23 protein-coding genes are annotated in these 24801 nt (G+C 30.2%); 9 read left to right on the top strand and 14 right to left on the bottom strand.

Going from position 1 to position 24801, the window contains the following annotated elements; translation table 11 throughout:
- Nucleotides 1-75 precede the first annotated feature (75 nt).
- Entirely contained in the window at nt 76-1443 is a 1368-nt protein-coding gene (locus ACZ5B9_RS00365) for a VWA domain-containing protein (protein WP_464422899.1), read from the top strand.
- Between the two features lie 104 nt (nt 1444-1547).
- On the opposite strand, the gene ACZ5B9_RS00370 is transcribed toward ACZ5B9_RS00365, so the two are convergent.
- The gene (locus ACZ5B9_RS00370) at nt 1548-2297 is read right to left on the bottom strand and encodes a biotin--[acetyl-CoA-carboxylase] ligase (protein WP_464422900.1); all 750 of its coding nucleotides are present in this window, start codon (nt 2295-2297) and stop codon (nt 1548-1550) included.
- Between the two features lie 178 nt (nt 2298-2475).
- On the opposite strand from ACZ5B9_RS00370, the gene ACZ5B9_RS00375 reads away from it, so the two are divergent.
- Entirely contained in the window at nt 2476-3147 is a 672-nt protein-coding gene (locus tag ACZ5B9_RS00375; protein ID WP_314294565.1) for a hypothetical protein, read from the top strand.
- A 116-nt stretch (nt 3148-3263) separates the two neighbouring features.
- Here ACZ5B9_RS00375 and ACZ5B9_RS00380 read toward each other — a convergent pair whose 3' ends face one another.
- The 13 genes from ACZ5B9_RS00380 to dnaA form a co-directional block, all read right to left on the bottom strand.
- A complete protein-coding gene (locus ACZ5B9_RS00380) occupies nt 3264-4106 on the bottom strand; it encodes a hypothetical protein (protein ID WP_455036005.1) in 843 nt (280 codons plus the stop codon).
- Nucleotides 4103-4804: an ABC transporter ATP-binding protein gene (locus ACZ5B9_RS00385; protein ID WP_464422901.1), complete on the bottom strand. Its 702-nt coding sequence runs from the start codon at nt 4802-4804 to the stop codon at nt 4103-4105. The genes ACZ5B9_RS00380 and ACZ5B9_RS00385 overlap by 4 nt, the downstream gene beginning before the upstream one ends.
- A gap of 20 nt (nt 4805-4824) precedes the next feature.
- Nucleotides 4825-5391 carry an aminoacyl-tRNA hydrolase gene (pth, locus tag ACZ5B9_RS00390; protein ID WP_464422902.1) on the bottom strand — a complete coding sequence of 189 codons (567 nt, stop codon included), beginning with the start codon at nt 5389-5391 and terminating at the stop codon, nt 4825-4827.
- 28 nt (nt 5392-5419) lie between these two features.
- Nucleotides 5420-6823 carry an MATE family efflux transporter gene (locus ACZ5B9_RS00395; RefSeq protein WP_464422903.1) on the bottom strand — a complete coding sequence of 468 codons (1404 nt, stop codon included), beginning with the start codon at nt 6821-6823 and terminating at the stop codon, nt 5420-5422.
- Nucleotides 6824-6924: 101 nt separating this feature from the next.
- A complete protein-coding gene (gene mnmG / locus ACZ5B9_RS00400) occupies nt 6925-8817 on the bottom strand; it encodes a tRNA uridine-5-carboxymethylaminomethyl(34) synthesis enzyme MnmG (protein ID WP_464422904.1) in 1893 nt (630 codons plus the stop codon).
- Nucleotides 8818-9515: 698 nt separating this feature from the next.
- Nucleotides 9516-10430, bottom strand: a complete 915-nt coding sequence (locus tag ACZ5B9_RS00405; protein WP_464422905.1) for a hypothetical protein — start codon at nt 10428-10430, stop codon at nt 9516-9518.
- A 27-nt stretch (nt 10431-10457) separates the two neighbouring features.
- Nucleotides 10458-11495: a tetratricopeptide repeat protein gene (locus ACZ5B9_RS00410; RefSeq protein ID WP_464422906.1), complete on the bottom strand. Its 1038-nt coding sequence runs from the start codon at nt 11493-11495 to the stop codon at nt 10458-10460.
- 233 nt (nt 11496-11728) lie between these two features.
- Nucleotides 11729-12772, bottom strand: a complete 1044-nt coding sequence (locus ACZ5B9_RS00415) for a DciA family protein (RefSeq protein WP_464422907.1) — start codon at nt 12770-12772, stop codon at nt 11729-11731.
- Nucleotides 12773-12786: 14 nt separating this feature from the next.
- Nucleotides 12787-13875 carry a DNA replication/repair protein RecF gene (gene recF, locus ACZ5B9_RS00420; protein WP_464422908.1) on the bottom strand — a complete coding sequence of 363 codons (1089 nt, stop codon included), beginning with the start codon at nt 13873-13875 and terminating at the stop codon, nt 12787-12789.
- Between the two features lie 31 nt (nt 13876-13906).
- Nucleotides 13907-15541 (bottom strand): AAA family ATPase, encoded by a 1635-nt coding sequence (locus tag ACZ5B9_RS00425; protein ID WP_464422909.1) that lies wholly within the window; start codon nt 15539-15541, stop codon nt 13907-13909.
- Between the two features lie 72 nt (nt 15542-15613).
- Nucleotides 15614-15850 carry a S4 domain-containing protein YaaA gene (yaaA, locus tag ACZ5B9_RS00430; protein WP_464422910.1) on the bottom strand — a complete coding sequence of 79 codons (237 nt, stop codon included), beginning with the start codon at nt 15848-15850 and terminating at the stop codon, nt 15614-15616.
- 656 nt (nt 15851-16506) lie between these two features.
- A complete protein-coding gene (locus tag ACZ5B9_RS00435) occupies nt 16507-16866 on the bottom strand; it encodes a hypothetical protein (protein ID WP_464422911.1) in 360 nt (119 codons plus the stop codon).
- Between the two features lie 50 nt (nt 16867-16916).
- The gene (gene dnaA / locus ACZ5B9_RS00440) at nt 16917-18272 is read right to left on the bottom strand and encodes a chromosomal replication initiator protein DnaA (protein ID WP_464422912.1); all 1356 of its coding nucleotides are present in this window, start codon (nt 18270-18272) and stop codon (nt 16917-16919) included.
- A 645-nt stretch (nt 18273-18917) separates the two neighbouring features.
- On the opposite strand from dnaA, the gene rpmH reads away from it, so the two are divergent.
- From rpmH to gyrB, 7 genes are all read left to right on the top strand, one after another.
- Nucleotides 18918-19055, top strand: a complete 138-nt coding sequence (gene rpmH, locus ACZ5B9_RS00445) for a 50S ribosomal protein L34 (RefSeq protein WP_006805377.1) — start codon at nt 18918-18920, stop codon at nt 19053-19055.
- Nucleotides 19056-19255: 200 nt separating this feature from the next.
- Nucleotides 19256-19582, top strand: a complete 327-nt coding sequence (gene rnpA, locus ACZ5B9_RS00450; protein ID WP_464422913.1) for a ribonuclease P protein component — start codon at nt 19256-19258, stop codon at nt 19580-19582.
- On the top strand, nt 19582-19791 hold the full coding sequence (yidD, locus tag ACZ5B9_RS00455; RefSeq protein WP_464422914.1) for a membrane protein insertion efficiency factor YidD: 210 nt from the start codon (nt 19582-19584) through the stop codon (nt 19789-19791). Before rnpA ends, yidD begins: the two co-directional genes overlap by 1 nt.
- A 20-nt stretch (nt 19792-19811) precedes the next feature.
- On the top strand, nt 19812-20498 hold the full coding sequence (locus ACZ5B9_RS00460) for a YidC/Oxa1 family membrane protein insertase (protein WP_021769812.1): 687 nt from the start codon (nt 19812-19814) through the stop codon (nt 20496-20498).
- Nucleotides 20467-21273, top strand: a complete 807-nt coding sequence (locus ACZ5B9_RS00465) for a Jag family protein (protein ID WP_464422915.1) — start codon at nt 20467-20469, stop codon at nt 21271-21273. Before ACZ5B9_RS00460 ends, ACZ5B9_RS00465 begins: the two co-directional genes overlap by 32 nt.
- Before the next feature lie 89 nt (nt 21274-21362).
- Nucleotides 21363-22730, top strand: coding sequence for a tRNA uridine-5-carboxymethylaminomethyl(34) synthesis GTPase MnmE (gene mnmE / locus ACZ5B9_RS00470; protein ID WP_464422916.1), 1368 nt, complete (start codon nt 21363-21365; stop codon nt 22728-22730).
- A gap of 59 nt (nt 22731-22789) precedes the next feature.
- Nucleotides 22790-24772 (top strand): DNA topoisomerase (ATP-hydrolyzing) subunit B, encoded by a 1983-nt coding sequence (gyrB, locus tag ACZ5B9_RS00475; protein ID WP_464422917.1) that lies wholly within the window; start codon nt 22790-22792, stop codon nt 24770-24772.
- The last annotated feature ends 29 nt before the right edge of the window (nt 24773-24801 follow it).

The raw sequence follows: 24801 nt of genomic DNA on the forward strand, positions 1-24801 counted from the left end.
GATATAGACAAAAAGAAATCAGAAAAACAGCTTTCAGAAGAAGAATTCCAAAAAGGGAAAGGCGTTAATGGGGATTTGCCTGATATTGTGTATACGTATGAAGGAATAGTAGATGTGGCACCTGGAATCTACCAGTTTCCTGATACTTATGAAGAAAATATAGTGAAAAAATCAGATATCTGGAGAGAAAATGTTCAGAATGAACTTAAAAAAATTAAACCTGCCTTAGGTGAAGATGCTTCTGATGAAGAAGTTGAGCGTCTCTTCAGGAAATTTTTATACATAGCAGGCTATGATTACGAGCCGATTGAAACTCTTGACAGATTTTCATATGTCATCTTCAAGGATGACATGGTAAATCCTTTTACAAAACAAAAAATTGAAGAAAATATGAATGTCAATCTGGAAATCATTTTAGATGCCAGCGGTTCAATGAAACAGAAAATAGGCGATAAAACAATGATGGAAATTGCAAAGGAATCTATAGAGAAAGTTATTTCCGAAATGCCTGCAAACACAAAAGTAGGACTGAGGGTTTTTGGCCATAAGGGAGATAATACGGTAAGTAAAAAACAGGAATCATGTTCCGCCAACGAACTGATTTCACCGATTGAAACTTTAAATAAAGATAAGCTGAAAAGCTCTTTAGCTCCTATTCAGCCTACAGGATGGACTTCCATAGCAAAATCGATTGAAAACGGAACAAATGACTTAAAAGCATTAAAAGGCGAAAAGACATTGAATATCCTGTATATAATTACTGACGGAATCGAAACATGCGACGGCAATCCTGTTGAAACTGCAAAAAAATTTAAAAATGAAAATACAGATATTGTTCTAGGAATAATAGGGTTTAATGTAGATGCTCACCAGAATAAAGTTCTGAAAGAAATTGCAAATGCCGCAAACGGTTATTATTCTTCAGCAAATGATGCCGCTAAATTAACAGAAGAACTGCAGAGAATACATGAAATAGCTTTTTCCGACTATAAATGGGAACCTTTAAATGATTACATGATAAATAGAATAGTAGCATCTCATAATTTGACACTGACAATGAACAAATTTCTTATAAAAAGATCTCTGGGAGAAAAAAATAATATGAGTTCTCTTATAATGTACGGAGCAAAAAGTCTTTCAAATGATCCTAAATATGCCGGACTGTATGAAAGTAACGGAAGAGTGTCTAAAAAACTTAAAGCGCTTAGCGAAGAAAGAAAAAATAAAATAGAAGCAATATATAAAGATGAATTTGAAAAAATCACAAAACAGTCAGAAGAATATATAGCACAGATTAAGGCTAGAAAAGGAGCAACAGTGGCATATATTCCAACAACAAGCAGAAAAAATCCTATGAGCAAATATTGGAACGGACATGGTGGAAAAGGTGGTACAATTAAAGATGCTAAAAAAGATAATGAAGAGTTAAGAAAAAAACAATAATAAAAGAGGTCTATGCCTCTTTTTTAATTTACTAATATCCCAAAATTTAGACTACTTTTAAACTATATTGATTTTACAATTTTTTAACAAAAATCTAAAAAAAATTATGAAGAATAAACTATCTTTTCAAAAACTTCCCCAACTGAAAAACTCCTAACTTCAGGATTTCGATTATCTGTTTTTTCCATCAAAATCTGAAGCTCCCCATTTTCATCAATATTCTGAGCAACTCCTGAAATAACTTCATTGCCAAATTTTAATTCAATTTTTTTACCTTTCAAATAATTTATCTGATTAATTTCCTTTAAAATATCCTTCCAGAATCCATTTTCTAAATTTTCACACAATGTTTGAAATTCTAAAACAATATTTTTTATAACTTCATCAATTTCATATTTTTTATTTCTTATTTGAGTCAATGAAATGGCTTTACTTTTTAAGTTTTCTGGCAACATATTATTTACATTTATCCCAATTCCCGTAATATAAACATCTTCAGTTTTTTCTATTAGAATACCACATAATTTCATATTTTCCACATAAACATCATTAGTCCATTTGAATTTATATTCTAAATTTTCAATTTTTCTAAGTCCCTTTATAACTGCAATTCCAGCAATCAATGGCAATTTCAAATAATCCTCAATTTCCCAGTTATCTCTTTCCTTTAAAAAGAAACTAAAAAGTGCCATCCCATCCAACGAAATCCAGTCATTCTGCCTACGTGCCTTTCCATGCGTCTGAACTCTAGCAGAAATAACATCAAATTCCTCATAACTTTTATGATTTTTTCGCAAATATTCATTCGTTGAATCAATTTCGTTAAATTTATATAATTTTATATTTTTCTTCATTTTAGTTTTCTCCATTCTTATCGCTTTATTTTAATATTTTACGCCTATTAAGTGTAAAAAGTCAATAGATTTTGGATAGAATTTTTTTTATTCTGCTGCTTTAATTTTTATTTATTGAAATAAAAAATAGAATATGTTAAAATTTAACAAGAATGAAAATAAAGGAAAAATGATAAAAATGCAAGAAAATAAAAATTTGAATATAGATAAAGAAAAAAAACTTTTTTATAAAACTTATGAATATCGAAATTTGAAAGCACTAAAAATATTTTTGGGGTTTACAAGGGAAAAAGGAAGAAATTCTTTTGAGATTGCGAAACATCTGGAAAAAGATTTTCCAGAACTAAATTTCATGAAAATTATAGAATACAAGGTTATAAAATATACTCCTTTTCATATAAAAATAGAAACTGTTTCAGAAAATATAAACCAAACATTTACTGGAAATTTTATATCATATTATAATTATTTAGTTGAAAAAAATGATTTTGAGCTTACTTATAAAACACTTGATTTGTGGCTTGATTTTGAAACAAAATTTTTTGAAAAAGAATATTATCATATGGATTTCAGTCTTGGAAACTTTTTTATAGATAAAAATAGTGAAAAAATTGCTTTTATTGATTTTGATGACATTGTGAGAAAGCCACCTTTTTTTAGAAAACGTCTTTTTTTAACAAAATCTATTAGAAGTTTTGAAGGTTCAATGAAATTCTTTTTATCAGTAAAAAACTTTTCAAAGGAAGAAAATCAGAAGGTTATTGATAAATTGGAAGAAATTAAGAAAAAGTATGGTGTTGTTTCCAGAGAAAAAGATTTAAGACAAACTGAAAAAATTTTAAACAGATAATTTCTGAGTACACTATAAAAAAAATAGAAAAACTCTAAATTGAACTACACATTAGTTTTCTTTAGAGTTTTATTTTAAATTTGTTGCATTTTATTATAAAATCTATCTTACTTAAATTATTCCAAATTCAATTTATTTTTTAATAAATAATTTACTACAAAAAATATTATAACCGAAAATATTATACTTGTAAAAAGTAGTCCCAAATTGGTATTAAAAAGGTACTCAAATGTTTTCAAGGCTTCCACATCTGAATCATTATAGCTATTACTGTAATTCTTAAAGTCCAAAAAATACGTCATAGTTAATATAAACCTTTTTATCAAGTTTATAACTGTCCCAAGAATCATATATGTACCGACTCCAGTCAAAACTCTGTAAGATTTTACCATATTTGCAATACTTATGCACAAAAATAAAAATAATATTTTTTCAATCGTCATAACTAACATAGAAATAATACTGATTATTAAAGTAGTACTTACAGAGTGCCGTAAAAACATCTCTATTTCACGAAAAACTTCAGGTCTAAATATATTTGCTTTAATTACTTCTTCCAAAGGAATAACAAACCAAAAAGTAAAAAATATTATAATTCCATTTACAACAAACCAGCCGAAAAATGTTATTAATTTTGCTAAAATTATTTCATATGTTTCAATAGGCAAAGTATTTGTCAAATATCCCTCATTCCCATAAATAGACCGATAATAACGGATTATTACCGCATAATAAGTCATCAAAATTAGTCCAATAATTGCGATTACATAGCCAAAATAAGACATAAACTGAAAAACACCCGTAGAAATTCTTACACTTTCATCAAGTTTTTCATTTAATAAAACAAACCAGAATAATCTTATAACAATTCCCATTACTCCCATTCCAATATAAAATGGAAGCATCAATTTACTTACATCCATAAAATCATATTTGATTAATTTCCCTAAATTTTTCAATATTTAAACACCTCCCTAAAGTATTCATCAACTGTTTTATTATGCTCATTTATTATACTTTTCACATCCTGATAAAGCAAAATTTCACCTTTACTTATGAAAATTGCCTCATCCAGTACTTTTTCCACATCCGCTATTAAATGTGTAGAAATAATAACTGTTGCTTCCCTGTTGTAATTTTTTATAACAGTATTTAATATATAATCTCTTGCCGCAGGATCAACTCCTGCTATCGGCTCGTCCAGTAGATATAACTTGGCACGTCTGCACATAACTAGTATTAACTGAACTTTTTCCTTCATTCCCTTTGAAAGCAGCTTAAATCTTCTTGTTGTATCAATTCCTAAATCCTTTAACATATTTTGTGCTTTTTCACGGTCAAAATCATCATAAAAATCAGCAAATAATTGCAAAATTGCGTTTACAGTCTTAGAATTATCCAAATAATTCTTATCAGGCAAATATGAGACAATTTTTTTTGTTTCAACACCTGGATTTTGTCCATTTATAAGAATTTCACCTTCTGTTGGTTTTAATAGTCCATTTAACAGCTTTATAAAAGTTGTTTTCCCACTTCCATTTGGTCCTAACAATCCAATAATTTTACCACTTTCTATTGATAAGTTTACATTATTTAATGCATTATCAAAATCATAAGTTTTGGATAGATTAGTACATTTTAAAATAACGTTACCCATTAAACCATTCCTTTCCATTTTTATTTAGTGTTATATTTATTCATTAATTTTGAAATCGTCATATCGTCTTTTATATCGTCAATCAAATTAAATATTTTCTCTCTTGAATCTTTCACAACTTCCTTTTCCTCAGGCGAAAATTTTCCTAGTACAAATCCCAATGTCTCTTCCTTCGTCTTTGGTTTTCCAATTCCAAATTTTATTCGCACAAATTCATTTCCAACGTGAGAAATAATGGATTTTATTCCATTGTGTCCGCCTGCACTCCCATTTTGCTTAATTTTCAGCTTTCCAAACTGCATATCCATATCGTCATAAATTACAAAAAGCTCCGTTTTCGGATCAATCTTAAAAAATCTGACAGCTTCTCCAATTGCTTCCCCGCTCAAATTCATAAATGTAGTTGGCTTTTGGTAAAAAACTTTATCCCCTTTATAACTAGTCTGTACAAACAGTGACTTAAACTTTTCTCTCACATCGTTTATATTATTTTCCTTCAAATATTCGTCAATAAATATAAAACCGATATTATGTCTTGTTAATTTATACTGTTCTCCAGGATTTCCCAGTCCCACTATTAATTTCATTAAATTTTTTCTCCTTTTTTCAATCTTTTTAATTGTCTTCATCCAATTTAGGAATTTTTTTCATTTCCTTTTTCAAAATGATTACCGATACAATAAATGCTACCAGATCCGCTATTGGAAAAGCGAACATAATTCCATCAACTCCCATAAAGTACGGTAAAATTATAAGCAGCGGCAATAGTGATATAATTTGTCTTACGAGCGACAAAAAAGCCCCTTGAAATGCTCTTCCAATTGAGGTTAAAAACAGTGTAATAGCACCTTGAATACCATTTAAAAATATGAAAAATAAAAATACTCTCATATATTTTGTTCCATATTTAAAATAAAGTTCACTCCCACTTCCAAATACAGAAATTATCTGTACCGGGAAAATTTGGAATATCGCAAATGCTACTATTGAAATAACAAAAGCGGCTTTTAATGTCAATTTTAATATTTCACGGACTCTCGTATATTTCCTTGCTCCATAGTTGTATCCTGCAATAGGCTGTGCCCCCTGTGTCAGTCCCAATACAATCGCTATAAATATAACATTTATTTTCATAACAATTCCAGCAACAGCAATTGGAATTTCGCTTCCATAAATGGATTTTGCCCCGTATATCTTTAGCAGATTATTTGTTACAATTTGAATAATTAAAGCAGAACATTGAAAAATAAAAGGCGATGTTCCCAATGCAAATAAAATCCCTATTTCCCGTATTCTTATCTTAAAATCCCTCAACTCAAATTTCACGCTTTTAAATCTAAAAAAGTACAAAGCTAGCATAATTGCTGATACAAACTGCCCAATTACAGTTGCCCAAGCCGCACCATCCATCCCCATATTAAATCCAAACATAAATAACGGATCTAATATAGTATTTACAAGCGATCCAACAACTATCGCAAGCATCGAATAAAAGGCATTTCCATCAGCTCTTACCAAAGGGTTTGCCCCTATTGAAAATAATAAAAATGGTATCCCTAAAGATGTAATCCGAGTATATTCAATAGCATAGTCAAAAATCTGATTTGTCGCACCGAATGCTGTTAACATAGGCTTTAAAAATATATTAATCAATATGCATAATATAATTCCACCTAAAAGAAGCATCGTTACTGCCGTTCCAGCCACACTTTTTGCTCTTTTTGGACGCTTTCTACCTAATTCCAGATTAAAGTTCGTCGCAGCCCCCACTCCCGTCATAAGCCCAATCGCAAGACAAATTGTCGTAAGTGGAAAAGCCACATTCGTAGCTGCATTTCCTAGAAATCCAATTTTCTGTCCAATAAAAATCTGATCCACAATATTATAAAGTGCATTTACAAGATTAGCAATAATTGCTGGTACTGCAAGTGAAACTAGCAATTTTGGAATTGATTCCGTCCCAAATCTCATTTTTTTGTTATCTACCAAGCTGTTTTTTATCTTTATACTTTCTTCCATTCTTTTTCCTTCCTAAATTTTCAAACATCACAATAAAATTAATCAGAACTGAATTTAAGAATAAAACTATTCTGCTCAAATTCTAGTACGATCTAATTTTATCAATTCTTCAAAATCGCAATTAAAAGCGAAATATCATTATAAGTAACTCCGCTGATTCTGCTAGCCTGCCCAATCGTTTCAGGCTGTCCGTACATAAGCCCAGAAATAGCGATATTGCTAAGTCCTTTTACACTTTCATAGTCAAATCTTTTTGGAATTACCATTTTTTCCAGTTTCTTAAACTTCTCAATCTGTGCCTTTTCCCTTTGAATAAACACACTATATTTTGCATTTATTTCTACTTGTTCCTTCGCTAAATCGGATAATTCCACAGTTTCCACAAATTCACTTAAATTATCATAGTTAATTTCTTTTCTCGCAAGAAATTCAAAAGCTGAAACAGGGCTGTTCATGCTATTTTTACTAGTTTTTTCAATTTCCGCACTTTCAGATTGATTTTGTTTTTCTACAATTTCAAGTAATTTTTCATTATTTTCCTTAGTCGGATAAACAGTAATTCCCTTCAATCTTTCAGTTTCATTTTCAATTTCCTGACACACATTTTCAAGTTCTGCTAATTTTTTAGCATTTAATAACCCAATTTCCTTCGCTTTTTCCAAAAGTCTTATAAAAATATTGTCTTGACGCAAAGTCAGTCTGTATTCAGCTCTTGAAGGCAGTACACGATACGGCTCTGGCGTTTTTTTATTTATTATATCGTCTATCAAAACCCCGATATATCCCTCACTTCTGTCAATCACAATTTCCTTTTTCCCTAAAATTTTTCTCGCAGCATTCACTCCCGCCATAAATCCTTGACAGGCAGCCTCTTCATATCCACTCGTTCCATTAATCGTTCCCGCTGTATAAAGTCCATCCAGAACTTTTGTTTCAAGAGTTAATTTTAACTGGTATGCAGGTACAAAGTTATATTCGACCGCATACCCGTAACGTACAATTTTAGCATTTTCAAGTCCACTAATCGTCTTTAACATTGCTTCTTGTGCAAATGGCGGCATTGCTGTTGTAAATCCGTTTATATAGATTTCGTCTGATTCCACAGATTCCTGCTCCAGAAATATCTGATGATTTGTCTTTTCTGGAAAATTCATAATCTTTCTATCAAGAGAAGGGCAGTGTCGTGGACCTTTCGTACTCACAATTCCTGTAACAATTGGCGAATATTGAAGCATTTCCTGCCCCACTCTAATTGTTTCAGGTGTTGTGAAGGTAAGCCAAGTTGGTAAAGTCGAATTATATTCTTTTTTTGTTTCGTAAGAAAAATATCGTGGCTTGTCTTCCCCCTTTAATTCCTCTGTTTTTGAAAAATCAATTGAAGATTTAGCAATTCTCGGAGGAGTGGCAGTCTGGTATCTATCCAGCTCAAAGCCATATTCCACAAGCCTATCAGGCAAATCTACACTCGCAGGTTCTCCTTGCCGCCCTGATGAATATTTTACATCTCCCATCACATATTCTCCGCCTAAAAAAGTTCCAGTACATAAAACAACAGCCTTTGCTCCATATTTTATCCCAAGATTGTCTTCAACTCCCATAACTTTCTTATTTTCCACAATCAAATCCACAACAATTCCTTGCACCAAATCTAGATTTTCCTGCTTTTCAATAATTTCCCTCATTTTAACCCTGTACCAGTATTTATCGGCTTGAGCCCTTGTAATCCGTGAAGCCAGCCCCTTTGTATGATTCAAGTTCTTTAACTGCAAGTTATAATTGTCAATATGCCTTGCCATTTCTCCGCCAAGCATTCCAAGTTCCGACACCAGATGGCTTTTTCCAGGACCTCCAACCGACGGATTGCACGACATCATTGCAATATTGTCAAGATATATTGTAAATAACGCTGTTTTCAGTCCATGTCTTGCCGCCGCAAGTGCAGCTTCCACCCCAGCATGCCCCGCTCCAACAACAATTATGTCATAATTTTTCATTTTTTAAATTTTCCTTTCAATTTAATCTATTTTTTTACCATTCCTATTTAATAATATTATCAAAAAATTAAATTTAAACTCTAAATATTTATCTTAATAATTGTATTTAAAATTGACAAAGATTATTTTTATTAATATTTATTTTTTTGTTTATCTCAATACTTTTATTTTTTCTAAACGTAAAGGGGATCAGTCGCCATCCCCTTTACAATCCCGGCTCGTCTAAGCATTTTTTTGAAATAAAATTGAAACTCGCTTTTTAATAAAAATTATTATCAACTCTTTAAACTAATCAAAATTTAAAAAGTTTGAAAAAGCTCAAACAGTCAATTTTATTTTCAAAAAATCACGACAATTTTAATTTAATTATAATAAATTGTTTAACAAAAACAAATATTAAGCAAAATTTCGTTAAAGAAAAAATAACTGTTTGAGATTTTGAAGTAAATTTTAAACTATATTCAATTATTTGTGTTGAAATAACCTTAATTCAAAATCGAGTTTTATTTTTTCTTTATAAGAAAGTTTTGCGTAAGCGGGGTTGTAAGGGCATGGCGTTTGATGCCCTTACGTTACAAAAAAATAAATAAAAAAGAATAAAAAAACTATTATTAGTCATAATTAAATTAATAAAAATTAACTCATAAAAAATTTTAAAAAGGGATACTTTAGATAAATTTTAAAATTATTAAACAAATTTACTTCTTCTTTTTAAAAACATTCCTTACTGGACGAGTAATATCCTTAAAATACACATAACTTTTGTGTTTTCTAATATAATACCTCAAATATCTAAAAACCAACTCTTCCCTCTGTTTGCAGTACTTCGCATATTCGTTTGCAAAAATTCCGGCTAGTTTTTCATCTTCCATCATTCTTGAAACATTTTTCATTCTTTTATCTAGATTCAGTTTCACTCCAAATTTCATTCTATTTAAGTCAACTAGATAAAACTCATAATTCCCACTTTTATCCTTAATCAGCACATTTCCTGGTGAATAGTCTTCAAATTCCACACCATTTTCGTGCAAATCAAATGAAAATTTTGCAAACTGTCTTATGATTTTTTCACGATTCTTTTCCACTTTTGCAAGCATTCTTTCCGTTTCTTCGCTTATCTTGTAATTTTCCCCCTGTTCAGCCTTGTCCCGCTCGATATCCTCAGGCCAGAAAACTTCACGGCAGGTAAAATCATATTTTAATTCCTCGCTTATATAATAACTGTTTTTTTTATTATTTTCGTTTAAAAAATCATCAAAATATGCAATTGGTTCTGGAGTTTTTATTTTATATTCTAATAATTTTTTTGCATATTCATAAGAACGTTTTGCTTTTGAGCCTTTAAATTTGTAGAAAAAGTTTGTAATGAAATCTTTTTGTTTAAATTTTTTTACATTTACCATTTTTTTTGTTGCAGTATTTTCAATGTTATTATTTTTTTTCTTTTTTTCATTCCCTTTTTTCAAATTATTTTCAATATCTATCTCAAACTTTTTTATTTCATTTCTTCCCGGCTCTACAACATATTCCCCAGTTTTATCAAAATTTTTCAGTACATTTATCAATATTTTTTCATCATATTTCTTATTAACTTCATAATTTTTTTCTTCCATTTAAAATCCTCATAATTTCTAATTTTTTTACTTTTCTTTATTTTCTAAACTTTTCTCATTTTCCTTTTCAAATTTTCTCTTATTTTTTCTCAATCTCTTTTTCAGTTCCTTCAAAAAGTCCTTATCTTCTGTAAATTTAGCCATTTTAGCCACATATTCAAGCGCTTTGTCATATTTATGCTGTAATTCCAGCACATATACCAAATTCACATAATGGCGAATATTTTCAGGTTCTAAAATAATCATTTTATCGCAAACCTTCTGTGCATTTTCATAATCTTTGGTTTTCACAAAAAACCTTCCTTGCAAATTCAACATTTTTATTCTCGAAAGTCCTTTATTCTCATTCGTTGCATTTTCATAATTTAAAAGCAGAAGTTTTATTTCCTCAAACTCCTCTGCTCTGAACAATATTTCAAAATAATCCTCAAATACATAATCTTCCACATTTTCACAATTTATGGCGATATTATAATATTTCACAACTTCTTTTATATTGCTTGAATAAGCCATTGTGTCGCCCATCCGTGCGTAAAGTGAAAATTCCTCCACCTCGTTAAATTTTGCATTTAAAAGTCTTGTATATTCACAAATTGCCTCATCGTATTTACCCATCATTGTAAGGCAGTCGCCTTTCTCAACATACGCTTCTGAACTTTCAGGCTCCATTTCTATTGCTTTATCAATATTTTCTATCGCCTTTCTATAATACTTTAACAAAGCATAAGACATTCCCATATTCAAATACACAAAATAATTTTTTTCCATTTCCAAAAATTTTTTATAAAGCGAAATCGCCTTTTTCAATCTTCCAAGCGACTGATAGACAAATCCCAATGTAAAAAGCGTATCCTTGCTGTCAGGATACTTTTTCTGCAATTTTTCTGCATATTCCTTCGCTTGTTCAAACATTCCAAAGTCTGAATAAATCTTAGAAAGTGTCATAAGTGCCGAATAGTTACTCTCATCAATTTCAAGTACCGACTTCAAATATACAAGCGCATCTTCATACTTGTAATTTTCCATTGATTTATCCGCTTCTTTTAATAATTCTTCTATATACATTTTTTCTCCATTTATATTCCAACTCTTTTTAAATCAACTCATAAAACTATCAAAATTTTTAATCTAAATAAAATAATTATACTTTTTAAGTTTAAATTATTTAAAAAATTACTATATATTAGAGATATTTGAAGTTTATCTCAAATTTTATAAATATTATTTTACCATATTTTGAACCAAAACCATAAATAAAATTTTTTACTTAAAATTGTGATATGCAAACTCAGATATTTTCAATACCTCCTATTATTCTCAATTCTAAATTTCATATCCTTTCTTAACCTTCTCAAAGCCCACTTTCTCTCAACCTTAAAAACTTCCTCATTATCGCTCCCAATTTTGTAATCCACATAATTTTTTATAAATTTTTCCACATCTTCCCTTGACTCACTCCGAATTTCAAATTCATAATCTTCATTTAAAGAAATTTCTCTAGTTTTTTCAAGACAATAATAAAGCATATCGTTGTAAGTCTGCTGTGCTAAAATGTCCCGTGCTTTGTAATAGGTAGCTTTGTCAGTACTCGTTATTCTAACTGCCTGTTTTTCAGATATATACGGCTTATTCCTTATCAAATCAGTCATTTTCTGAAATTTCCGATTTTTTTCATTCATTCTGCATTCAAAGCACATTTTCTCGTTACTTTCCTGCAAGAATAAAATTTTACAGTTTTCACATTCAATATATCCATTATTTTTTAAATATTTTTCCCTCTTTTTCAGCTTTATCGCAATTTTTTCCAGCCTTCTGGCAATATCTTCATACTTTTTATCAATTTTATCAATATTCTCGTGAATTTCTTTAATTTCTTCGGTAGAAAGCACAATATCCTTCACTTTTTCTGTGATTTTATTTTCAGACTCAACATCTATCCTACTTTCCCTAACATTTCCTCTAGGAATTTCCCCAATCCGAATTGTCTCTCTCTTTTCCTCATTTTCAATAAGTTCATCCAGCAAATCTCGCTTTATTTTATAATTTACCTTTACAAATTCAATACTTTCCAAAAAATTACCATTCAAAAATGTGTTTATTTTTTCCTTTATATTTTCCGCATACATTATCGTCGTGTGATAAATAATTCCATCATTAATCACTACAACTAGATTTCCGTTAAACAAGCTCTTTGGATAAGTTTTTTCGCCAATAGGACCGTTCACAATCTGTGTCCAGTTTTTCTTAATTTTCCACAAAATATATTTTTCATTCTTTAAAAGTGAGCTTCTTTTCTCAATCGCTTTTAGTGCCAAGTTTTTTAAATCCTTAATTTCGTCCATTTTTCAACCCCTTTTTACTCATTAATAATCTTCCCCTTTTCCACAATAAATTTTTTTCCTTCTATGCCCAGATCTTCTGTTGAAGTTATAAAACATTGAATTTTTTTATTTACAAAATAACTTAAAATGCTTTTTTTTCTGACTTCATCAAAATACGAAGCGATGTCGTCCATTATAAATATTGGATACTCCTTTTTTTCCTTTATTAAAATATCAATTTCTGAAATTTTTAGCGAGAATATTATAGATTTCTTCTCCCCTTGTGAAGAATATGCCTTTGCATTTTTTCCATTCAGCTCAAAGATAAAGTCATCTTTTTGAGGACCGAGCAGGCTGTATCCAAGAAATTTTTCCCTTTCACTTTTCCTTTTACATAGCACTTCAAATTTTTCCTTCAGCTCTTCTCTAGTCTTCTTTTCCACATCCCCAAGAAAACAGTCATATTTTAATTTCAGCTCTGAATTTTCATCAAATAATTTTCGGTAATTCAAGTTTAGAAGAATTGAAAGTTTTTTTATAAATTCCCGTCTGTTTAAAACGATATTCAGCCCTTCCTCAATAAATTTTTCATTATAGATTTTATAAATTTCCTCGCCAGTCTTTTTTTCCTTTATAAGTTTGTTCCGCACCTTCAATATTTTCTCAAAATTCACAATCGACTGTAAATACTCCTTTTTTGCCTGCGAAATTTCATAATTAAAAAAATTTCTCCTAACGCCAGGATTCCCAATAATCAGCTCAATATCCTCAGGAATAAATGAAATAATGTTAAGTAGCCCCACATAATTTATATATTTATTCTTTTCCCTGTCAATATAAAAGTCCTTCTTATCCTCATTAACATCAATAGCAATAGCATTTTCCGACAAATCCTTATGTCTGTACTTCCCAAACACAATCAACCTGTTCAAGTTATATTTGCGAATCTCCTTAACCTTCTTAGTCCTAAAACTTTTCCCCGTAGCCAAAAAATAGACAGCCTCAATAAGCGATGTCTTCCCCTGTCCATTCTTTCCGTATATTAAATTAAAATACCTGTCAAACTTCAACTTCCCATCCACAAGGCACCGAAAGTTATTAAAACTAATCTGATCCAAATACATCGCTATTTCTTCCCTTTCACACTATAACTATCTATGAACTAACTTTTATCACTTTCCCACAAAAAGCAACCCCAACAAAAGTAACATCCTTAACACCTCTATCTTTTAACCCAACATCATACTTCTTCTCCATTATCTGCTCTATCGCCTCTTCCGAGACTTTCTCCAGATTATCTTCATTTTTAACAACTTTAAACTCTAGAATAAACCCTCTATTGTTCTTATTCTTTGGCTCAATTATAACATCATATCTTCCAAGGCCACTTTCTTCATTAGATTTTACATAATAATGATTATCCAGATAAAACATCATTCCTAAGACTAATCCGTGATAAAAGTCCTCATTTTTAGTATCCATAAAACTTGTTGATTTTAATAAAATATTTTGTAAATATTTTTGAAAAATATTGAATTTAAGGTTTTTAAGCCCCTCCATAGCCTTTCTAAACATACTTTCCCCAAAATTTACATCAATAAATTTCTTCCTAAAAAACTCCCTTACCTCCCTATTAGGCAATCTCAAGGAATACACATCCTCATAGTCTTCCCCAATTTTTTCATCAATAGTTAAATATCCGCTAAATAAAAGAAGTTCCCAAATTTCCTCTTGACCCAACAAACTGGATAAATCGGAATTACCACTGATATTTTCTTCAACAGTTTCTCCATTAAAAAGAGCTTCCAAAGTTTCCATAATTTCAGAATCTGTATTTTTCAAAATCTGATTAATCAAGAAATTCCCAGAAGTATCAATCCAGTAAGGAGCTAACTTCCCATCTTTTAAGAAATTTAAAATGCTCCAAGGGTTATATACTTCGGAATTTCCAAATTTATAGCCATTATACCATAACTTGACATCAGAAAGTTTGTATTCAATATCAAAATCTTTAAGTGCCTTTTCAATTTCCTCTCCATTAAATCCAAAAAAATCAGGATACTGTCTATTTAAAATAGAATAAACTCGTAAATTATTTAAGTCAGAAAATATTCCAGCCTTAATAACTCTTATAATCCCAGTCATAACTCCCATTTTTAAATACTGGTTAGTTTTCAGCGCTTCTCCGTAAAATACTTTAAAAAATGCGATGGCATCGCTATAATAATGATGTTCATAAGCAGAAATCAAAGGACTGTCGTATTCATCAATTAATAAGATAACTTCTTTTTTATATTTCTGAAATAATATTCTTGTCAAAAACAGCAAGGCATTTTTTAACTCAGAAAAATCTGTATTACCCATCAAATACTTCTTAAATCTAGGCAAATCATACTCATCCAAGTCCTCTAAAAGATACTTGTACTCAGAAAACAATTCTAAAACTAGCAGTCTAATTTCCTGTATCGCTTCCTCCCAAGTTTTCGCCTTTATGCTTTTCAGTGAAATAAAAATCACTGGATATTGCCCTTGTTCAGACATATATTCAGATTTTTCAATATCAAGTCCATTAAATAACTTTCTATTTTCTTCTTTATTTTCAACATTAAAAAAATATTTTAACATCGACATATTAAGCGTTTTCCCAAATCTTCTTGGACGTGTGAATAGCTTTATTTTTGATTTATCCTCTAAAATTTCTCCTATCCATTTTGTTTTATCAATGTAGTAACAATTCTCTTTTATTACCTCACTAAAATCTTCTATTCCAATTCCTATACCTTTTTTCATAAAAATCTCCCCTTAAATTCTCCACAGCCTGCTTTCACTATTATTTATCTTTTTAGTAAATCAGCAAACTATTTAATGTTTTGCCCTTATAAGAACTTTTTCTCCAGCGAACTCCACGACATCCCCATCATAAATTTTTTTCCCACGTCTAGTTTCCACAGCGTCATTCACTTTCACTTCTCCATTCAAAATAAACATTTTCGCTTCCACTCCAGAACCTGTAAAATTTGCCCACTTCAAAAGCTGATCCAATTTTATAAATTCAGTATTTATAACAACTTCTTCAATTTCATTATTTATATTTTTCATTAATTTCCCTCCATAATTTATTTTCATATTCTTTGTAAATTCTCACTGTTACTCCAATCAAACATTAACCAAACTAATCATTAATTTCCCTGTGGAAAATTCAATTTTTACGTGGAAAACTTTTCCCACAACTATTTCCACATTTTTTCCACAATTATAATTTCTTCGCTTTTTTAGTAATTTCTTTTAGTTATTTTTTTCCACATCACATTGTGGATTTCATTTTTTCTTATGTGGATAAATTTTATCTATTTTTATTTCTATTATTTTATCACAATTTATATTTAATTATAAATTAATATTCTTTATGTTATCTACAAATGTGGGAAACTTTGTTTATAATTGTGGATATTCTAATTTTAGTTTTACACAATAAAATTTTATTTTTCCACAAAACTGATTTTAATACAATATTTTTAATTGTTTTTTTCCACAATTTCTGTGGATAAATTTTCAACATATAGTGGAAATTAATTTTTATTTTTCCACATCAAAAATTTCTACTTTATTTTATTAAATAAAATTTAATTATTTTGATAAAGTTTTTTATAAAAATTATTTATGTAGAAAACTTTTTCTACCTGTGGATAACTTTTAAAGCGGCTCCTTTATTTTTCCACAAATTTTTCCACATCTTTTCAACACTTTCCATAATCCTAAAAATTTACATTTCTTTCAAAATAACTTCCGTATTTTCCCGATATCAGACTATCTATTTTTTCCCTATTAATATTTTCTATCTTTTTATAAACTGGCTCTCCTCTTATACAAATACCAAAAAAGTAATAATTTTTACACTTTAAACATTTCAGATATGTGCAAATAGTATAATGTTCTTCTTTTTCCACAGTTTCCATTATTTTTTCTATCGGACAATCAGCGGCATATATTTCCATTTCATTTTGTTCTATTTTCGACACAATGAGTTTACAAACTTCCTGAATCATATTTTCATATTCTTTTTTTGCTTTATATTTTTCAAAAACTAGAATTATTTCTGAACATTTATCACACACTTAATTTCACTTCCTAAAATTAAAATAAGAGTTTTTGTTTGAAAAAACATCTAAGCTCTAAAAATTTTCTTGTTTAAAGCCTCAATTTCTTTTTTGAACACAACATCTTCCTTCATTTTTTTATCAATTTTTCTGATACTGCTTATAACTGTACTGTGATCTTTTCCGCCAAAAAGTCCACCAATTGCTGTTAAGCTTAGATCCAGTTCATCGTTATTCTTTAAAAGATACATTGCAATTTGTCTTGTTTCTACTATTTTTTTCTGACGTTTTTTAGATTTCATGTCAGTTACGCTGACACCATATTGTGCAGAAATCATTTCTATTACTTTTTTGGCTGTTACTTTAGACTGTTCACGTTTTACGTTGTGCATAAGCATTTCTTGTACCAGCTGCATTGTTATCTGTTCGTTTAAAAGTTTTGCACGTGCGTTTAAGTTTGTTAATGTTCCTTCCAATTCCCTTACATTTGTATCAAGAGAATCTGATATGTATTCAAGAATGCTGTCGTCTATTTCAATTCCTTGTGTCTTTGCCATATTTTTCAAAATCATCATACGGGTTTCGTAGCCCGGGCTTTGAATTTCCACCGTTAAACCTGACAAGAATCTTGATTCCAGACGTTTTGACAGATTTTTTATTTCCTTTGGCGATTTGTCACTTATCATTATTATCTGTTTGCCTAGTTCTTGCAACTTGTTAAATGTGTGGAAAAACTCTTCCTCCACAGTTCCTTCTCCACGTCCAAATACCTTCTCAAAAAACTGTATATCGTCTAAAAGAAGTACGTCCAAAGCACGGAATGTATCACGGAAATGCTGAATCCGTCCACTGTTCAAAACTTTAAAAAATTCATTTGAAAATTCTTCTGAAGTAGAATAATATACACGCTTGCTTGGGTTATTTTCCAATATTGCGTTTCCCACAGCCTGCATTAAATGGGTTTTACCAAGTCCTGAACTTCCATAGATAAAAAGCGGGTTATAAACTGGCGTTGGATTGTTGACAACTGCAAGACAGGCGTTATACGCGAGTTTACTGTTTTCCCCTACAACAAAGTTGTCTAGTCTATGTTTAGGGTTTAAACCTGTGTGGAAAACTTGGATTTTTTCCTTTGTATCTTTAGAAAAACTATGTGTTTCAGGCTTATATGTCATTACATCCTGCTGTTTTACTTCAAAGTTTATAGTAACTTCCTCATCTGTTACAATTTCCACAATATCTTCCATCTGGCTTTTATGCTTTTCCATATTCTGCTGTATCAGCTTTGAATTGCATACAAGTGTAAGTTTTCCATCTTCCAGCTTTCCTACTTCCACATTATTAAAAAATGCCTCAAATTCTGCTTCATTTACCCTTTTTTTCATTATTTTCTTTATTTTTTTCCACAATTTCTCAATATCCATTTACTTTTCTCTCCTTTTTAGTTAATTTTAATTATGAATAAAAATTTTTAATTTTCTCGCATTTTGCCTAGTAAACTCGTTTATTGATTTTCCCTTTAAATTTGTACTTTTATTTGATTTTACTATAACATAAATAAAATAAATAATCAAGATTTTAAACAAAAGTTTTCCACAGGTTTTTCCACATAAAAAATATAATATTTTTCTGCTGTTTATCAAAAAATTTTACTTTTTAAATTTTTATCCACAAAAATTAATTACATCCATTTTCAGCATCTTTCCACACATTATCCACATACTTTTAATTTATCCACAAACTCTGTTGGTAATTATGTTTACAATTTTGTTGATAATATTTTTCCACAAATTTGGCAAAAGTTTTCCACAGACTTTTATCTGTCAATCCCTTTATTTATAAATGTTCCCACATTTCCACAATGTATAATAATAATATATTTAATTATATATATACTATTATATATTATAGAGTTGTGGATAAAAAATTCTGTATAAAATTTTATAACAAATAAATTAAATAAAATTTACTTTTTGAATAGAGCATTGAACTTGACTTTTTTTTGAATATTGTATATAATGTCTATAAAAGACAATAATTTTTTAAAACTAAGATAGAAAGGAAAAAGAATGACAAAAAGAACATATCAACCAAATAAAAGAAAAAGAAAAAAAGATCATGGATTTAGAAAAAGAATGCAAAATAAAAGCGGAAGAAATGTTTTGAAAAGAAGAAGAGCTAAAGGAAGAGCTAAATTATCAGCATAACCCGGTGTTAAATTCAACACTGGGTTTTTAAAAGCATTAATCTAAATATTAAGAGAGCTTTCTTATACCTAAAACCTCTTTAAAACTGGACACAAAAGTTAAAACTATCCATAAATACATGTTTAGTTGATTTTTTTGTCTAATTTTAAAGAAGGTTAATATATTAAGCTCTCACTCATTTTAACTAAAAGAAGAGAAATATGTCTATTAATAAAATAAAAAAATCAAAGGATTTTTCATTAATATATAACAAATCACAAAAAATGCATACAAAGTATGCTATTATTTTTATAAAGGAAAATATAAATAACGAACAACGATTTGGTTTTGTAGCAAGTAAAAAAACTGGAAATGCAGTTCAACGAAATAGAATCAAAAGAATATTTAAAGAATTTGTAAAAATACATAAAGATAAATTTAAAAAAAATACAGATTATATATTTGTAGGCAAATCTGTCTTAAAAGAAAAAATAAAAAAATTAAAATATAAAGATATTGAAAAAGATATAAACAAGGTAATAAAATAATGAAAAAAATATTATTATTTTTAATAAAAATTTATCAAAAGGGTATTTCTCCATATTTAGGAAGACGATGCAGATTTTACCCAACATGCTCAGAATACTCAAAACAGGCAATAATAAAATATGGAGCAGTAAAAGGGAGTTATCTGGGAATCAAAAGAATATTAAAATGTCATCCTTTTCATAAGGGAGGATATGATCCGTTAAAATAAAAAAGTGGAGGAAATAATATATGTTTAAAATACAGGCACTTGTTGATTTTGTCGTACATGTACTAAACGCAATATATGGTGTTGTAGGAAATTATGGTGTAGCAATAATTATTGTTACAATTTTAATGAGAATAATTGTGTTTCCATTGACATTAAAGCAAGAAAAGTCAATGAAAAAAATGAGAGATTTACAACCAGAACTTGATAAAATAAAAGAAAAATACAAAGATAGTCCACAAGAATATCAACAAAAAACGGCTGAACTGTACAGAGAAAATGGGGTAAATCCATTAGGAGGATGTTTGCCACTATTAATTCAAATGCCAATATTTGTGGCACTATATTGGGCTTTTAGTGGAAATGCAATTCCAGCAGATGCTAAATTTTTATGGTTTACACTAAAACAGCCTGACAGATTATTTATGATGGGAAATTTCGCATTTAATTTACTACCTATTTTAAATGTGGGAGTTACATATATTCAGCAAAAAATCATGGCAAGTGCAACTAGTGGACAAGAAAGTAATCAGCAGATGCAGACGATGTTATACATGATGCCAATTATGATGTTATTCATATTTTACAATATGCCATCTGGGGTAACATTGTATTACTTAGTTTCAGGAGCTTTGTCACTGGTTCAGCAGTATTTCATTTTGAAAGGAAGAAGTGATGATGGAAAAGATAGTATTAAAGGCACAAAATGAGGAAGAACTTAAAAATATGGTAAGCCGTTCATTGACTTTAAAAGAAGATGAAACTTATCAGGTAAAAGTTTTGAAACATCCTAAAAAAATATTGTTTATCAATATAAAAGGTGAATATGAAATTGAAATTGTTAAAAAATCTGATTTGAAATCAAGTGATGTGAAATCAGAAAAATCAAGAATACAAAATGAAGAGAAATTTGTAAAAAAAGATACAAAAAATCAAAGTAATATTGATTCTAGAAAAAATAGCAATAGAAAAAATTACAGAAAAGAAAATTCTGAAAATGAAGAAAAAGCTAGTCAAAATAGTCAGGATGATACAAATATAGATAAAATAAGAGGATTTTTCAAAGAATTTATTGTAAATGCAAAAATAGATGTAAGAATCGTAAATATAAAAAAAGAAAACAATAATAAATACTTAGTTATTCTTGATGGAAAAGATATGAGATTTTTAATTGGGGAAAAAGGAAACACATTAAACAGCTTTGAATACTTGTTAAGCACAACAAGACAGTTTAAAAATATAAAAATAGTTGTGGATTCTAATAACTATAAGGAAAAACGTGAAAAATCATTAAGAGATTTGGCAAGAAAAAAAGGAAAAGCAGTTCTTTCAACAGGAAACGCCATAAAATTAAATCCAATGTCAGCACGTGAACGTAAAATCATTCATGAGGAAGTTTCCTTTATGAAGGGATTACAAACTGAAAGTGTTGGGGAAGAGCCAAAAAGATATTTAGTTATTAAAAAATTAGATGAAAAATTTTAAAAATTGAGTTAGATTGTTTGAAAAAAGATTTTTTTTAAACAGTTTAGTGAAATATAAAATAAAATGATTTTAGAAAATAGAGGGATAAAATGTTGTTTGATACAATTGCGGCGATTTCCACTCCAAAAGGTGAAGGCGGGATTGCCATAATAAGAATATCCGGCGATAAATCATTTGAAATACTGGACAAAATATTTATTAAAAAAAACCCAAATGCTGATTTGGGTTTTTATAAATTAAATTACGGATTTATCAAGGATGGAGAAAAAATAGTAGATGAAGTAATGGCTGTAAGGCTAAAAGCTCCAAAAAGCTATACTTGTGAAGATATTGTGGAAATAAATTGCCACGGCGGAACGCTTGTTTCAGAAAAAGTGCTTGAACTTGTGCTAAGAAATGGAGCAAGACATGCTGAAAGTGGAGAATTTACGAAGCGAGCATTTATGAATGGACGTATAGACTTATCGCAGGCTGAGGCGGTTATGGATATTATTCAGGGAAAAACAGAAAAGAGCGTATCACTGTCGCTTGATCAGTTAAGAGGGGACTTGCGTGACAAAGTAAATGAATTTAAAAAGGCATTGCTAGATATTACAGCACATGTAAATGTGGTGCTGGATTATCCTGAAGAAGGAATTGACGATCCGTTACCGGTAGAACTTAGAGATAATCTGGAAAAAGTATATGAAGAAGCAAATCAGTTAATTGACTCGTATGACACAGGAAAAAAAATAAAAGAGGGAATAAAGACAGTTATTGTGGGAAAACCAAATGTCGGAAAATCTACATTGCTAAATGCTTTGCTTCGTGAAGAACGTGCTATTGTAACGCATATTGCTGGAACTACAAGAGATGTTATTGAGGAAATAATCAATATAAAAGGAATTCCATTGGTTCTGGTGGATACAGCAGGAATTAGAAAAACTGATGACATTGTGGAAAATATTGGTGTGGAAAAGTCTAAACAGTTTATTGAAAAGGCTGATTTGGTGCTTCTTGTACTGGATGCCTCAAAAGAACTGGAAAATGAGGATATAGAAGTTATAAATCAGATAAAAGAAAATAAAAAGAAAGTTATAGTATTATTGAATAAGATTGATTTAAATAAAAAAATTAATCTTGAAGGGCATAACTTGGAAAATATTGTTGAAATTTCTGCAAAAGACAATATTGGAATTGAAGATATGCAGGAAAAAATCTATTCATACATTATGGAAGAAGATGTGGAAAACTCATCAGAAAAACTAATAATTACAAATATTCGGCATAAAACAGCACTTGAAAAAACAAAAGACGCAATAAGAAATATTTTTGAAACAATAGATATGGGACTTCCGATGGACTTGATTTCTGTGGATTTGAAAGAAGCGTTAGACTCGCTTTCGGAAATTACTGGGGAAATATCGTCTGAGGATATTTTAGATCATGTATTTGGGAATTTTTGTGTTGGAAAATAGATTTTATCATATTTTATAAAAAATATGAAAAGTTTTGGATAAAATGGAGGAAATAAATAATGGATAATAATTATGGAGCAGAGGCGATTACGGTTCTGGAAGGGCTGGAAGCAGTTAGAAAACGTCCAGGAATGTATATTGGATCAACTTCAGCACGTGGGCTTCACCATCTAGTATGGGAAATTGTAGATAACAGTGTGGATGAGGCACTTGCTGGAATTTGCGATAAAATTACTGTAAAGATACTTGAAGGGAATATTATCGAAGTATCTGACAACGGACGTGGAATCCCCGTGGGAATGCACAAAACTGGAAAATCAACTTTAGAAGTTGTACTTACTGTACTTCACGCTGGAGGAAAATTTGACAATGACAATTATAAGGTGTCGGGTGGACTTCACGGAGTTGGGGTATCTGTTGTAAATGCTTTGTCAGAATGGCTTGAGGCAACTGTAACACGTGATGGGAAAATTTTTAGGCAAACTTATGAACGTGGTGTGCCAACTTCGCCTGTGGAGGAAATTGGCGTGGCAGACGATGGTGCACATGGAACTGTAGTAAGATTTAAAGCTGATGACGAAATATTTGAAACAACAGTTTACGATTATTCTGTATTGGAATCACGTCTAAAAGAATTGGCATACTTGAATAAAGGCTTAAAAATTGAACTGGCTGATGAAAGAAATGCTGAAAATGTAAAAGCTGAGGAATTTTTATTTGAGGGTGGAATAAAGGATTTTTTAAATGAAATTATAGATGAGGAAAAAATAATTGATGATGTAATTTATATGGCTGATACGATGCAAATTGAGGAAGCTAAGGAAGTGGAAGCTGAGGACGAAAACGGAAATACGGTGATAAAACAGCGAGGTGCAAAATTTGTGGAAGTGGAAATTGCGATGAATTACACAACTTCACAAAGAGAAACAGTTTATTCATTTGTAAATAATATAAATACTCACGAAGGTGGAACTCATGTTAGCGGATTTAGAACTGCACTTACAAGAACAATTAATGATATTGCAAAACAGATGAACTTAATCAAAGATAAAAATGGTACGTTTCAAGGAACGGATGTAAGAGAAGGGCTTGTCTGTGTAATAAGTGTAAAGATACCTGAGCCTCAATTTGAAGGGCAGACAAAAACAAAACTTGGAAATAGTGAAGTTACAGGAATTGTCTCAAATATTGTTGGAAACAACCTGAAATTTTATTTAGAAGATCATCCCAAAGATGCTGAAAGAGTTATTGAGAAAATGGCAATGTCAAAAAGGGCAAGAGAAGCCGCGAAAAAAGCGAGAGAACTTGTACTTAGAAAAAATACATTGGAAGTAGGATCATTGCCTGGAAAGTTGGCAGACTGCTCTTCAAAAGATCCAGCTGAATCAGAAATTTTCATAGTCGAAGGAAACTCAGCAGGAGGTTCTGCAAAACAAGGAAGAGATAGAAGATTTCAGGCAATATTGCCTCTTCGTGGAAAAATCTTGAATGTAGAAAAATCAGGAGTGCACAAGGCTCTTGAAAATGCAGAAATTAGAGCAATGATTACAGCCTTTGGAGCTGGATTTGGCGAAGAAATGGATTTGAAAAAATTAAGATACCATAAAATCGTAATTATGACAGATGCCGATGTTGATGGAGCTCACATCAGAACATTAATGCTGACATTCTTCTATAGACATCTGAGAGAATTAATTAACGAAGGCTACATCTATATCGCACAGCCGCCTTTATATAAAATTCAGGCTGGAAAAGCAATCAGATACGCCTATTCAGACGATCAGATGAAACAAGTGACAAGAGTGCTAGAAGGAGAAGGACGAAAATATACAATCCAGCGTTACAAAGGGCTAGGAGAAATGAACCCAGAACAACTTTGGGAAACAACTCTTGATCCAGAAGTAAGAACATTGTTAAAAGTATCAATGGAAGACGCTTCCTATGCCGATAAGATGTTTAATATTCTGATGGGGGATAAAGTTGAGCCGAGAAGAAAGTTTATCGAGGATAATGCAAATTACGTAAGGAATTTGGATATATAATTTTTGATTAAAATTGTGAAAAGTTATTT

Source organism: Leptotrichia sp. SK-5 (genome assembly GCF_055387215.1).